This window comes from Rhodophyticola sp. (genome assembly GCF_965284195.1).
Lineage (GTDB): Bacteria > Pseudomonadota > Alphaproteobacteria > Rhodobacterales > Rhodobacteraceae > Rhodophyticola.
This window is the reverse complement of record NZ_CBDIRM010000001.1, coordinates 1,823,149-1,836,261: the sequence shown is the minus strand read 5'-3', so window position 1 is coordinate 1,836,261 and position 13,113 is coordinate 1,823,149. Positions and strand designations below refer to the sequence as shown.

General features: G+C 64.5%; 14 protein-coding genes. 3 read left to right on the top strand and 11 right to left on the bottom strand.

Annotation, left to right across the window (positions count from 1 at the left end; all coding sequences use genetic code 11):
• Nucleotides 1-28: 28 nt before the first annotated feature.
• Nucleotides 29-937 carry an AEC family transporter gene (locus ACQ651_RS09155; RefSeq protein WP_375551990.1) on the bottom strand — a complete coding sequence of 303 codons (909 nt, stop codon included), beginning with the start codon at nt 935-937 and terminating at the stop codon, nt 29-31.
• On the bottom strand, nt 937-1,776 hold the full coding sequence (locus ACQ651_RS09150) for an AAA family ATPase (protein ID WP_430449096.1): 840 nt from the start codon (nt 1,774-1,776) through the stop codon (nt 937-939). The genes ACQ651_RS09155 and ACQ651_RS09150 overlap by 1 nt, the downstream gene beginning before the upstream one ends.
• Before the next feature lie 146 nt (nt 1,777-1,922).
• On the opposite strand from ACQ651_RS09150, the gene dksA reads away from it, so the two are divergent.
• Together dksA and ACQ651_RS09140 are read left to right on the top strand one after the other, a co-directional pair.
• Nucleotides 1,923-2,381, top strand: a complete 459-nt coding sequence (gene dksA, locus ACQ651_RS09145; protein ID WP_121897290.1) for an RNA polymerase-binding protein DksA — start codon at nt 1,923-1,925, stop codon at nt 2,379-2,381.
• A 93-nt stretch (nt 2,382-2,474) separates the two neighbouring features.
• Nucleotides 2,475-3,644: an FAD-dependent monooxygenase gene (locus ACQ651_RS09140; RefSeq protein ID WP_430449095.1), complete on the top strand. Its 1,170-nt coding sequence runs from the start codon at nt 2,475-2,477 to the stop codon at nt 3,642-3,644.
• Nucleotides 3,645-3,670: 26 nt separating this feature from the next.
• On the opposite strand, the gene ACQ651_RS09135 is transcribed toward ACQ651_RS09140, so the two are convergent.
• The 6 genes from ACQ651_RS09135 to ACQ651_RS09110 form a co-directional block, all read right to left on the bottom strand.
• Nucleotides 3,671-4,414, bottom strand: coding sequence for a proteasome-type protease (locus ACQ651_RS09135; RefSeq protein WP_227287268.1), 744 nt, complete (start codon nt 4,412-4,414; stop codon nt 3,671-3,673).
• 40 nt (nt 4,415-4,454) lie between these two features.
• Nucleotides 4,455-5,258: a transglutaminase family protein gene (locus ACQ651_RS09130; protein ID WP_227287267.1), complete on the bottom strand. Its 804-nt coding sequence runs from the start codon at nt 5,256-5,258 to the stop codon at nt 4,455-4,457.
• A gap of 4 nt (nt 5,259-5,262) precedes the next feature.
• Complete coding sequence (locus ACQ651_RS09125) at nt 5,263-6,204, bottom strand: alpha-E domain-containing protein (protein WP_121897130.1); 942 nt, start codon at nt 6,202-6,204, stop codon at nt 5,263-5,265.
• 5 nt (nt 6,205-6,209) lie between these two features.
• Nucleotides 6,210-7,637 carry a circularly permuted type 2 ATP-grasp protein gene (locus ACQ651_RS09120; RefSeq protein WP_430449094.1) on the bottom strand — a complete coding sequence of 476 codons (1,428 nt, stop codon included), beginning with the start codon at nt 7,635-7,637 and terminating at the stop codon, nt 6,210-6,212.
• A 100-nt stretch (nt 7,638-7,737) separates the two neighbouring features.
• Complete coding sequence (gene dtd, locus ACQ651_RS09115; RefSeq protein ID WP_430449093.1) at nt 7,738-8,187, bottom strand: D-aminoacyl-tRNA deacylase; 450 nt, start codon at nt 8,185-8,187, stop codon at nt 7,738-7,740.
• Nucleotides 8,184-9,110: a carbohydrate kinase family protein gene (locus ACQ651_RS09110; RefSeq protein WP_430449092.1), complete on the bottom strand. Its 927-nt coding sequence runs from the start codon at nt 9,108-9,110 to the stop codon at nt 8,184-8,186. The genes dtd and ACQ651_RS09110 overlap by 4 nt, the downstream gene beginning before the upstream one ends.
• A 146-nt stretch (nt 9,111-9,256) precedes the next feature.
• Between ACQ651_RS09110 and ACQ651_RS09105 the strand changes: the two genes are divergently transcribed.
• Nucleotides 9,257-9,676: an Hsp20/alpha crystallin family protein gene (locus tag ACQ651_RS09105; protein WP_227287263.1), complete on the top strand. Its 420-nt coding sequence runs from the start codon at nt 9,257-9,259 to the stop codon at nt 9,674-9,676.
• 145 nt (nt 9,677-9,821) lie between these two features.
• On the opposite strand, the gene ACQ651_RS09100 is transcribed toward ACQ651_RS09105, so the two are convergent.
• From ACQ651_RS09100 to ACQ651_RS09090, 3 genes are read right to left on the bottom strand one after another with little or no spacing between them, the layout of a single operon-like run.
• Complete coding sequence (locus ACQ651_RS09100) at nt 9,822-10,925, bottom strand: primosomal protein N' (replication factor Y) - superfamily II helicase (RefSeq protein ID WP_430449091.1); 1,104 nt, start codon at nt 10,923-10,925, stop codon at nt 9,822-9,824.
• 55 nt (nt 10,926-10,980) lie between these two features.
• On the bottom strand, nt 10,981-12,114 hold the full coding sequence (locus ACQ651_RS09095; protein WP_227287261.1) for an SPFH domain-containing protein: 1,134 nt from the start codon (nt 12,112-12,114) through the stop codon (nt 10,981-10,983).
• 35 nt (nt 12,115-12,149) lie between these two features.
• On the bottom strand, nt 12,150-13,103 hold the full coding sequence (locus ACQ651_RS09090) for a DUF2927 domain-containing protein (protein ID WP_227287260.1): 954 nt from the start codon (nt 13,101-13,103) through the stop codon (nt 12,150-12,152).
• Nucleotides 13,104-13,113: the final 10 nt, after the last annotated feature.

Genomic DNA, 13,113 nt, shown 5'->3' with positions numbered 1-13,113 from the left:
TGATCCTTTGCCAAAAACCAGTTTGTTTTCAGGCCGTCAATATCGCCAGCGACAGGATCGACAGAAGGGTCGAGATCAGCACCGCCTTTGCGATCGCTTCGGTCCTGACACCGTATTGGGTGGCGATCACGAAAGGCATGGCGCCGCAGGGCCCGGCGGCGACCAGAAGCGTGATGTCGGATGTGAACCGGCTGACCCCGACGATGCCGAGCAGCCCGCCGACCAGCGCGGGATGGACCAGAAGCTTCACCGCCACGACGCTCCAGACCTCGGGCCCGATCCGGGCAAGGGACGATCCCGCCAGCGTCAGCCCGAGCGTGAAGAGCAGCACCGGCGCCGCGGCGGCCCCGGCAAATTCCGCGAAGGTCATGATGCCGGATGGTGCGGCATCGCCCGACAGGCCTACCGCAATGCCGATGGGGGAGGCATAGACAAACGGATTTTTCAGAACCAACCCGACCACCCCGCTTGTGGCCTCGCCGCCGGCCGTCAGGATGGCCGTCGCCAGAACGGTGGCGGGAAAGATCACGCCCGCATCCAGCATCACCAGACCCGCCATCGGCACGCCCGCATCCGGCCCGACAAGGCGCTCGGCAATCGGCAGGACAAAGAAGATGTGGTTGACGAAGCTGGTCGCCATCCCAAGGAGCAGCGCCTCCGCCACGGGCAGGCGCAACACCGTCCTGAGAAACGCGAACATGCCCAGATAAAGCATCATCTGCACGGTGAAATAGACCCCGACGGCGGGCCATTCGACATCGTTGACCGGGGCCTTGCCCACCACCGAGACGATGAGGGCGGGGACCGCGAGATAGAAGGCGAATCTGTTGATCGCGGCCGCGTGGCTGTCATCCATCACCCCGCCCAATCGCAACGCATACCCGGTGACCAGCGCCAGAAAGACCGGCAGGATCGGGTCGGCCAGGGTTTGCAGCACTATCGCTGTCCGCGCGCCATGAAGGCCAGCCGCTCGAACAAGGCCACATCCTGTTCGTTCTTCAACAGCGCGCCGTGAAGTTTCGGTAGCGCGCTGGCCCCGTCCCGGCGCAGATCCTCCGGCGCGAGGTCTTCGGCCAGAAGCAGCTTCAGCCAATCCAGAACCTCGGAGGTGGAGGGTTTTTTCTTCAGCCCCTGCTGATCGCGGATCTCGTAGAACTGGGTCAGCGCGGTGGTCAGAAGCGCCTGTTTGATGCCGGGGTGATGCACCTCGACGATCCGTTTCATCACCTCCATCTCCGGAAAGCGGATGTAGTGGAAGAAACAGCGGCGCAGAAACGCATCCGGCAGTTCTTTTTCGTTGTTCGATGTGATGATCACGATGGGCCGGTGGCGGGCCCTGATCGTCTCGCCGGTTTCGTAGACGAAGAACTCCATCCGGTCGAGTTCCTGCAACAGGTCATTGGGAAACTCGATATCGGCCTTGTCGATCTCGTCGATCAGCAGAACGACCCGCTCCTCCGCCGCGAAGGCCTGCCAGAGCTTGCCGCGTTTGATGTAATTGGCCACATCGTTCACGCGCTCGTCGCCCAACTGGCTGTCGCGCAGGCGGCTGACCGCATCGTATTCATAGAGGCCCTGCTGCGCGCGGGTGGTCGATTTGATGTGCCATTCGATGATCGGCAGTCCAAGCGCGCCGGCCACCTGACGGGCCAGTTCGGTCTTGCCCGTGCCGGGTTCGCCCTTGACCAGAAGGGGCCGTTCCAGCGTCACGGCGGCATTGACGGCAACCGTCAGATCCTCGGTTGCCACATAATCGTCCGTACCGCTGAATCTCATGCTACCCCCTTGGGAAAATGGCGCTTCACGGCAATCTGAGCGGCTGCCGCCTTGCTTTGGCCATAGCGGCACATTAGGGACGTGACAAGCAAGTGGCATTCAGATAATCGAAGCGCGGGAGTGGCCGGATGGGCGCAAAACCAGACATGGAAAACCGTTCCGGCCCCGATAAGGGGAGTGACATGAAAGTCGAAGTCTTTCTGCCTGAAGACTATCGTCCCGCGGAGGACGAGCCGTTTATGAACGAACGTCAGGTGGAGTATTTCCGCCGCAAGCTTATTTCCTGGAAAGAAGACCTTCTGGCTGGCAGCCGGGACACCGTTGCCGGCCTGCAGGATGGAACGCGGAACATTCCCGATGTCGCGGATCGGGCCTCCGAAGAGACCGACCGCGCGCTGGAATTGCGGACCCGTGACCGGCAGCGCAAGCTGATTGCCAAGATCGATGCCGCACTTCGCCGGATCGAAGAGGGTGAGTACGGATATTGCGAAGATACCGGCGAGCCGATCTCGCTGAAACGTCTCGACGCGCGGCCGATCGCAACGCTGAGCCTTGAGGCGCAGGAACGTCACGAGCGGCGCGAAAAGGTCCACCGCGACGATTGAGCCAAGCCCCTGGGGCGACGGAACCGATTAGGAAGGGGCATCCATGACGGGTGCCCTTTCTTCATTGGGCGGTGCGACCAGATAGGGGACAAGATGCTGATCGGACGCGAGATTACGGTGCTGGGTGGCGGCATCGCGGGGCTGGCTGCGGCCACGGCCCTGGCACAACGGGGCGCGCGGGTGCGCGTGCTGGAGCAAAGCGACCGGATTGCCGAACTGGGGGCCGGCCTGCAGATCAGCCCCAATGGCGCGGTGGTTCTGCGCGCCCTTGGTCTGGGCGCGGCGCTGGCCGAGGCGGCACCTCTGGCGCGGGCGGTGCGGTTGTGCGATTTCCGGCGTGGCGCGGAGGTTTTCCGGCTGCCGCTGACCCGTAGCGACCGGCCCTATCACCTGATGCACCGGGCCGATCTGATCGGGATATTGCGGCGCGGCGCGGTGGAGGCGGGCGTGACCGTCGAGCTTGGCCGTGCCGTCCGTGAGTTGCGCGACGGGGCAGGGGGCATCGCGCTTCATTTCGCAACCGGGGAGACCGAAACCGCCGCCTGTCTGGTCGCCGCCGACGGCCTGCATTCGCCCACGCGCGCCGCGCTCAACCCCAGCACCCGACCGTTTTTCACCGGGCAGGTCGCCTGGCGCTGCACGATCCCGCTGGAAGACGCCGCCGCCCCGGCGGAAGCGCAGGTTTTCATGGGGCCGGGCCGGCATCTGGTGCGTTATCCGCTGCGCCACGGGGCCCTGATGAATGTGGTCGCGGTCGAGGAACGCGATGGCTGGGCCGCCGAAGGCTGGAACCACCGGGACGATCCGCAAAATCTTCGCCGGGCCTTCCGCGATTTCGCCCCCGGCATCCGGCAGATGCTGGACGGGGCGGAGGAAGTGTTCCTGTGGGGCCTGTTCCGCCATCCGCTGGCCAAGCACTGGCACAATGACCACGCGGTGCTTCTGGGCGATGCGGCCCATCCGACGCTGCCCTTTCTGGCCCAGGGCGCCAACATGGCGCTCGAGGATGCCTGGGTTCTGGCCGACAGCCTCGCGGCGGAGGAGGATCAGGCCACCGGCTTTGCCCGTTACACCGCGCGCCGCCGCGCACGCTGCGCCCGGATCGTCGATGCCGCCTCGCGCAATGCGGAAAACTACCATCTTCGCCCCGGCCCCTACCGGTTTGCCGCGCACAGCGCCCTGCGCCTGGCCAGCCGGTTTGCGCCGCAGATCGCCGCCAATCAGTTCGAATGGCTTTACGGCCATGACGTCACGCGCGGCTGAGCGCCGCCCGCCCGATCCGTCCCGCCTCAGTCGTCCAGCGAATAGGCGGGCAGACGCTGAAACGCCTCGCGCAGCGCCTCGCCCCAGCTTGAGGAGATCATCTCGAAAAACGGGTCATCCTTCTCGATCCGCTGCACCCGCCCGTTGCGGAAACTGTCGGCCTCGTAAAGATGCAGATCCAGCGGCGGCCCGACCGACAGGTTCGCCTTGATCGTGCTGTCGAAACTGACCATCAGCAGTTTCACCGCATCCTCGAAACTCATCGTCGGATCATAGGCGCGCACCAGAATGGGCTTGCCGTACTTCGCCTCCCCGATCTGGAAAAACGGCGTGTCCTCGCTGGCCTCGACGAAATTGCCCTCCGGATAGATCATGAAAAGCCGGGGGTCGCTGCCGCGGATCTGCCCGCCCAGTATCAGTGTGGCGGAAAACGGGCTGTCCGCCTCCTGCCCGGTTTCCCCGGCCTGATCGGCGATCACCTCCCGCAGGGTGGCGCCCACCAGACGCGCCACCTGAAACATCGACGGCGCTTCGAGAATCGATGGTGCGCCGCGTTCGTCGGCGGGCTTGGCCCGTTCGTTCAGCAGGCTGATCAAAGCCTGCGTCGTGGCCAGATTGCCCGCCGTCATCAGGGTGACAGAGCGTTCCCCCACGGTTTCCCACGTAAACATCTTCTTGAAAATGCTGATATTATCGACACCGGCATTGGTCCGTGTGTCCGACATCATAACCAGCCCACGGTTGAGCCGCAGCCCCACGCAATAGGTCATACCCGTCTTGTCCCTTCGCCGCAGACGCCCGATCGCGCCGCTACTGCTGCTGTACCTGTATATCGACCATCATCGCCTCGCCAGCGTTACCAAAGCGTAACCCGGAAATGGGGGCCGCTTCGGTATAGTCCAGCCCGGTGGCGACGCGGACATAGCGCGGGTCGGGGGAAATGCCGTTCGAGATGTCGAAGCCCACCCAGCCGAGCGGGGGGATATGCACCTCGGCCCAGGCGTGGCTGGCATCCTGATGCACCCGGTCGTCCATCATCAGGTAGCCCGAGACATAGCGCGCGGGATATCCCATGGCGCGCGCGGCGGCGATGAAGATATGCGCATGATCCTGACAGACGCCCGAGCCGATCTCGATCGCGTCCTCGGCGGTGGTTTCCGCGCCGGTCGTGCCGGTCCTGTAGGCCACGGCCTCGATGATGCGGGTCGAAAGTGCGTGCAGGCGCGGGATATCGTCCTCGATCTCGTCTTTCAGGCCCCGCGCAAGGCGGCGCACATTCGGGCCCGCGCGGGTCAGATCAGTGGGCCGCTGGAACAGCCAGACCGGCGCGAAGCCGCCATGCTTGCCGATCACACCGGCCTCGTCATTGGTTTCCACCTCTCCGGCGCAATGCACGACGATCGAGGTCGCTTGCGGATCGAAGGAGATCAGCGAGACCTGATTTTGATGGTGGTCGGTGAAGGAGGTCTGCGCGCTGCCGCCTTCGATCTCCATCTGCCAGTTCAGCACCTGTTGCCCGGCGCTGCTTTTCGGCACCACGCGCAACTGTTGCAGCCCGTAGGACACGGGCTTGTCGAAATGATAGGTGGTCGTATGAAGAACCTTCAGCCGCATGTCGTCACCCCTGAAACCTGTAATCGCGGTCGATCTGTGCGCCCAGTTGTCCCAGATCGGCCAGGAAATCGACGATGAATTCGTGAAGACCTTCCTCGAAGACATGTTCGATCGTGGTCTGGTTCAGACGCCCCGACAGGGCCTCCACCAGATCGTGGCAGTGATGGCGGTGATCGTATTCGCGTTCCAGATAGCTCAGATTGGTCGCGATCTTGCCCACCGAAAACCTCAGACTGCGCGGCATCCGCCCGTCGAATAGCAGGAAATCGGCAATCCCGATGGGGCTCGATTCCCCGCCGCTGATCCAGCGATAGGCGCGCTGGCCCGCGACCGACCGCAGGATCGTTTCCCATTGCACATTGTCCAGGCTCGACCCGATCTGGCTGATCGACGGCAGCAGGACATAGTATTTCACATCCAGAATCCGCGCCGTGTTGTCGGCCCGTTCCAGATAGGTTCCGATCCGGCAGAAATCGAACACGTCGTTTCTGAGCATCGTGCCATGCAGCGCGCCGCGCACCAGCGCCGATTGCTGGCGGATCATGGCCAGGGATCCCGGCAGGTTGCGGGGTGCCACCGGACGCGCCAGCGCCTGTTTCAGGATCATGTAGGTGTCGTTCACCGCCTCCCACACCTCGCGGGTGATCGCGGTGCGGACCAGCCGCGCATTCTGCCGCGCCGCCGCGATGGCCGACATGACGGAGGAGGGGTTGCTTGTGTCGCGCAGCAGGAAATCGATCACCCTTGCCGCGTCCAGCTCGTCATGGCGCGACCGGTAGAGATCGGCAACGCCTGCGGTCTGCAGCACGCTCGCCCATTCGTCATCGGCCCCGTCGGGCCGCGTCAGCGCGATCCGAAACCCGGCATCGATCAGCCTTGCGGTATTTTCGGACCTTTCCAGATAGCGAAACATCCAGAACAGGCCACCTGCGGTTTTGCCCAGCATCGCGCCTATTCCTCCAGAACCCAGGTGTCTTTGGTCCCGCCGCCCTGGCTTGAATTCACCACCAGCGAGCCCTTTTTCAGCGCCACGCGGGTCAGCCCGCCGGGCGTGATGTTGATCCGGTCGGGCGAGACGAGGACGAAGGGCCGCAAATCCACGTGGCGCGGTGCCAGCCCCTTCTGTGTCAGGATCGGCACGGTCGACAGCGCCAGCGTGGGCTGGGCGATGTAATTACCCGGTTTCGATTCCAGCTTGGCACGGAAGGCGGCCAGTTCCTTCTTCGACGCGGCGGGCCCCACCAGCATGCCGTATCCGCCCGACCCGTGGACCTCCTTCACAACCAGATCGGACAGGTTGTCGAGCACATAGGCCAGCGCGTCCGGCTCCGAACAGCGCCAGGTGGGCACGTTTTTCAGGATCGCCTTTTCGCCGGTATAAAACTCCACGATATCGGGCATGTAGCTATAAATTGCCTTGTCATCGGCGATGCCTGTGCCCGGTGCATTGGCGATGGTGATGCCGCCCGCGCGGTACACGTCCATGATCCCGGGCACGCCCAGCATCGAGTCCGGATTGAAATTCAGCGGGTCCAGGAAATCATCGTCGACCCGGCGATAGAGCACGTCGATCGGCTGATAGCCCCGCGTGGTCCGCATCGCGATGCGCCCGTCGATCACGCGCAGATCGCTGCCCTCGACAAGCTGGACGCCCATGTGATCGGCCAGAAAGGCGTGTTCGAAATAGGCGGAGTTGTGAATGCCCGGGGTCAGAACGGCGACGGTGCAGCCCCCGTTCGCCGCCGGCGGGGCGCAGGCGGCCAGCGACCGGCGCAGCTGCACCGGGTAATCCTTCACCTCGCGCACCTTGATCCGGCTGAAAAGCTCCGGGAACATCTGAAGCATCGTCTCCCGGTTTTCCAGCATGTAGGACACGCCCGAAGGTGTGCGCGCATTGTCCTCCAGAACGTAGAACTCGTCTTCATCCGTGCGCACCAGATCGACGCCGACGATATGGGTGTAGACGTTTCCGGGCGGCGGCATGCCGATCATCTGCGGCAGGAAGGCGTCGTTGCGGGAAATCAGTTCGGCAGGCACCCGGCCCGCCCGCAGGATTTCCTGCCGGTGATAGATATCGTAAAGAAACGCGTTGATCGCGCGCACGCGCTGTTCGATGCCCTTTGTCAGCCGGGCCCATTCGCGGCCCGATATGATCCGGGGCACGATGTCGAAGGGGATCAGCCGCTCATCGGCCTCGTCCTGTCCATAGACGTTGAACGTGATGCCGGTCCGGCGAAAAAAGCGTTCCGCCTCGATCGATTTCTTGCGTAACTCGCGCAGATCTTCCGACCGGAACCACGCTTCATAGGGTTGGTAGGGGTGGCGCGCTCCGTCCGCGTTACCGGTCATTTCATCAAAAAACGTTGGTCTTTTTGTCATGCCTACAACCTATAGGGTTAAGGAATGACTGCAACCAATTGGCGAAAGCTTGGGCGTTGGCCCCTTGTTTTCGCGGTATTTTCAAGCGTTTGCCTAAATTCTAGGCGTCAAAGGCGCTCTCCAGCCAGATCGTGACCGGCCCGTCATTGACCAGGCTGACGGCCATATCCGCGCCGAACGCGCCGGTTTCCACCGGGATGCCGAACCCGGAAAGTGCCCTGGCGAAATCCAGATAGAGCCGCTCACCCTCTGCCGGCGCCGCGGCGCCGGAAAAGCCGGGTCGGTTGCCGCGCGAGGTGTCCGCGGCCAGCGTGAACTGGCTGATGACCAGCGCGCTGCCGGCGCAATCCACAAGGCTGCGGTTCATCTTGCCGGCGTCATCCCGGAAAATCCGCAGCTTCGCGGTCTTGGCCGCCAGGTTCCGGGCCTGATGTTCCGTGTCGCCCTCCATCGCGCAGACCAGCACCAAAAGCCCGGGGCCGGTCCGTCCGATCATGCGGCCATCGACAGACACGCTGGCCTCGCTCACCCGCTGGATCAGCGCCCTCACGCAAGATCCTCCCGGCGGGGCGGATTGGCGCCCGCCCGGCTGACGGTCACCGCCGCAGCGGCGGTTCCAAGGCGCAGCGCGGCTTCCAGAACGTCCCGCTCTAGGCCCTTGGCGATGGCGGATTTGTCCAGCCGGTCCGCGTCCGCCAGCCCGGCCAGAAACCCCGCATTGAACGTGTCGCCCGCGCCGACGGTGTCGACCACCTCGACGACCGGCGCGGGCACGTGCAGCCTCTCACCCGCCCAATAGGCGGTTACCCCGTCCTTGCCTTCGGTGATCAGCACCAGCTTGGGGCCCTTCGCCAGAAGCCCGGTGGCCAGTTCCGGGATCTCGCCATTGCCTTCCAGCCATTTCAGGTCTTCGTTGGACAGTTTGACCACATCGGCCACCGCCAGCATCGCGGCCAGACGGGCGCGGTAACGATCGGGATCGACGATGAAATCGGGGCGGATATTGGGGTCGATCATGATCACCCGCATCTCCGGCTCGCGCAGGCACAAGGCCTTATAGGCCTCTGCGCAGGGCTCCACCGCAAGGCTGATCCCGCCGAAAAACAGGGCCTCCGCATCGTCCAGATCCTTGGGGAGATCCCGGTCCGCGAGCATCCGCCCGGCGGTATTTTCATCGTAGAACGCATACTCCGCCTGCCCGTCGGTCAAGGTGACGAAGGCCAGCGTGGTGGGCCGGGCGCATCGCGCCGCCAGCCCGAAGCCGACCCCGTTCAGGCGCAGAACATCTTCAAGCCGCTGGCCGAACAGGTCGGTGGACAGGCCGGTGAACAGCCCCGTATCCACACCCAGACGCGCCAGCGCCACGGCGGTGTTGAACACCGCCCCGCCGGGGTAGGGCGCAAACCCCGCCGCGCCGTCTTCGGTCTTGCGGGGCAGCATGTCGATCAACGCTTCGCCACAACACAGGATCATCCGCGTCTCCTTCGCTCCGTCACCGGTTGTGACTAGCCCCGATGGGCGCGTTAGACCAGCCGGATTTGACCCATCTCAAGGCGCGACCGCCCGCGGGGCGGGATACTTTCACATGCAAGGAATCTGATCTGCAAAAGGAGGTTTTCATGGTCGAGAAATCCCACACCAGCGGCTTCTGGCCCTCGCTATACGATCCGTTCCGCAGCATGGGCGCCCGCGTCGCCGACTGGTTCGCGCCCGCGTCCGAGGCGGCGACGAACGAGACCGCCTATAAAATCGTCATGGAACTGCCGGGTGTCGACGACAAGGATATCGATCTGACCGTTGCCGAAGGCGTGGTCACGGTGAAGGGCGAGAAAAGATCGAGCCGTGAAGACAGTGGCGACACCTGGTACTTCAGTGAACGCGAATACGGGGCGTTTTCGCGCAGTTTTCGCCTGCCGCCCGATGCGGACCCGAACCAGGTGGCGGCGGATCTGAAGGACGGCGTGCTGACGATCACGGTGTCGAAGAAGGCCCCGGCCCGCGATGAGGCCGCGAAATCGGTGCCGATCAACCGCGGCTGACCCCCGCACCGCCGCCGCTCGGGGGGCAGGGCGAGACCGAACATGCGGGCGCGGCGCGGAGAGGCCGGTTCCGGCGGCGCGCCGGCCCGGTCCCGGCAGAGGGCGGCAGTCGCGTGCGCGCGGGGTTTTGGGCCGTGCCGCCGATCTAGCCGTACATGGAGTAGAGATAGCCCCCGATCCCTGCAAGGATCAGCGCGCCCAGAACGGCGAAGGCGATTTTCCACGCGGAATACGGGCGCTCGCCCTGCACCTTGCCGGATTGCCCGTTGACGACGAAGCGGTAGCTTTTGCCACGGTACTTATAGGCCGCCAGCCAGACCGGCAGCAGGATGTGCTTGAAGGTCACGTCGGAAACCATGGTGTCCACGGCGTCGATCCTTTGCCGGTCGCCGCCGATATCGCGACGGATATCCCGCGCGATCTGCGCGTCCATGATCTGGCGCGCCTCGACCATGCCGTCCTCCAGATCCACGGTGTAGCCTTCGGCCCGGAAGCCCGCCAGATACTCCGGCGTATAGGGGTCGAGCGCGGTCAGATCCCAGGGGGCCAGACGGTCGGTATAGCCTTTGGGCAGCGACCGGGAGGCCAGAACGAGCACATCGTCGAAAAACCGCGCCACGCGGCCCGAGACGCGCCGCCAGCGGATCTTGGGCACCTGCTTGACGTTGCCTTTGCTGTCGCGCCGCGTTCCGTAATAGACCGTGCCGCGCTGGCCGCGATAGGCGCTGCGGGTGTCCGCATCGAAGGTCCAGTAGGGCGTGTAGATCCCGTCCAGCCTGCGGCCCTTGCGGGCATACTCCTGCAAACCGTTCGGCGCGAACCACAGCCGGCCCAGCCATCTGACCATCGCCGCCCGGGCGGCGGCCTCATCCAGTTGAAAGGGCAGAACGGCCTTGGGTTTGATATGGCGATGGGTGCCGGTGTCGGTGACCACCGGCGTCGCGCAGAACGGGCATTCCTTCGCATGGATATCCGCGGAGAACTCCACCTGCGCGCCGCAATTGGGGCAGGTCAGGACGCGGGTTTCCTCCATCTCCTGAGCCGGAAGCTGGTCGCGGATGGCCGAGACGAAATCCAGTTCCCGGATGGCGCTGCCCGCCCACGGGCCGTGGCCTTCGATGTCGCGTTCATTGCCGCAATGATCGCAGACCAGCTTGCCCTGATCGGGGTCGAAGCGGAAATCGGACCCGCAGTTGTCGCATGGAAAGCGATGTTCTTCACCGGGGTTTGCGGACAGGCCGTCTGCCATGAATTCTATGCCTTTGCCGTGGGTATTTCCGAGCGCGGGATGAGACCCGGTCTCGTCAGCTTGCAGGCGGGGGCGGGGGCGGCGGCATGACCGTGAAGAGCTGCGCCAGCTCGTCCACCTCATCGGCGGTTTTCCAGCCGTCCTGGCCTTGCGTCCAGACATGGGTTTCCCGGGTCAGGCTGCCATCTCCGGCCATGCGGCCCAGATCGGCGCGCGAAAACGGGCCCTTGGTCTGGCCGTTCTCGGCGATATGCCAGACATGCTCGACCGGCGGGGGCGGCGGGGCGGCGGCGGGCGCGGGGTCGCCCGATCGCGCCTGCGTGGCGCCCCAGGGTCCGGTCTGCGCCATCTGGTTAGCCATCGCCATGCCCATCCCCATGCCTAGGCCCGCGCCCATGCCGCCATCGCCGCCCGGGTTTTCGGCCGCCGCGCGCATCGCCTCGGCGGTCTGGAACTGCTGGTACTTGGTCAGATCGCCGACCACCCCCATCGAGGTGCGCTTGTCCAGCGCCTGTTCCACCGCCTGCGGCAGGGAGATGTTCTCGATGTAGAGCTCGGGCAGGACCAGCCCGTACTGGTCGATGGTTTCCGAGATTTTCGCGGCCAGAAGCCCGCCCATCTCGCCGGCATTGGCCGCCATGTCCAGAACCGGAATGCCCGAGCCCGCGACCACGCGGGAAAAGGCCTGAACGATGATGTTGCGGATCTGGAACGTCACCTCGTCCTTGGTGAATTCGCCATCGGTGCCCACGATCTCGGCCATGAACCGGGCGGCGTCCTTGACCTTGACGGTGTAGGTGCCGAACGCGCGGATGCGGGTCGGCCCGAATTCCGGATCGCGCAGCATGATCGGGTTTTTCGTGCCCCATTTCAGATCGGTGAACCGGTTGGTGGAGACGAAATAGATCTCCGATTTGAAGGGGGATTTGAAGCCGTGATCCCAGTGTTGAAGACTGGTCATGATCGGCATGTTGTTGGTTTCCAGCATGTAGAGGCCGGGGGTGAACACATCGGCCAGCTGCCCTTCGTGGATGAACACCGCCGTCTGCCCCTCGCGCACGGTCAGCTTGGCGCCGTACTTGATTTCGTGACCGTGGCGTTCGAACCGCCAGACCATGGTGTCGCGGGTGTCATCGGTCCATTCGATGACGTCGATGAACTGGCCGGAGAGGAAATCGAAAATGGGCATGGGTGAAGTCTCCTTTGAACACGGATGTAGGCGGCTCAGCTTTGCCCGCCAAGTAGCTCGCTGGCGATGATCTCCACCACGGGGCGGGCCTCGTCGGGCAACATGCCCGGGCGCAGACGCTCGTCGTAGAGGATTTCCAGCAGCAATTCGTCATGCCGCGTCAACAGTGCGAATTCCTCGTCATCGTTGAAGATGGACGGCCGCGCCGTGGGGCTGTCATTCGGCAGGCCAAGACCCTGCGCCACCTCTTCGTGGACGCAGGACCGGCGCAGAAGATCGGGGTGTTCGGTGCGGATGATCGCGATCGCGGTTACGTAATTCGGGGTCTCGCCGGCTTCGGAAAACGCATAGACCGAGCAGAAGGTGAAGCGCGGCAGCCGGGTGATCTCGTCGATCGTCTCGTCGCCGATGCTGGGCACAAGCCGGCGCAGCAGCGGGCCCGCCGCGCGTTGCTCGTCCCGGTTGAGATAGAGCACGTGGAAATTGCCGCCGCTGTTGACCTGGCGGATCGGATGCCCCGTGACCCGCGCCAGCCGGGTTGCATAGGTTCCCAGGATCGAGCGGTCGCGATTTCGGTCCGCAGTGGGGACGGAGGCGCCGAAATGGGCCTGCAACCGCACCGGCGCCTGCCAGCGGCGCAGGCGCGACGGCGTCTGCTGCTGCACGAACCGGCCATTGGTCAGCGCGTATTCGTCAAACAGCGCGATGCGCTCGAAATTCGCCACCAGATTGCGCACCGAGATCGGCGTGTCGGGCCCGCCGCCATCGGTGCGCAGCAGGCCATCGGCCACCAGCCGTTGCTGCACGGCGGCGTAGTAGCGGGCAAAGGCGAGGCTTTCGGCCGAGGGCTCCGGGATCGGCGCAACCTGCGGGGCCACGCGCGGAGCGGGTGATGCGGGCGGGTCCGGCGGCACGACCAATTCGCACCCGGCGGCGACGAAGGCCACCGCCGCCAGCCCGGCCCAGTTCCGACCCTTGCCCTGCATCATGTTTCGTTCC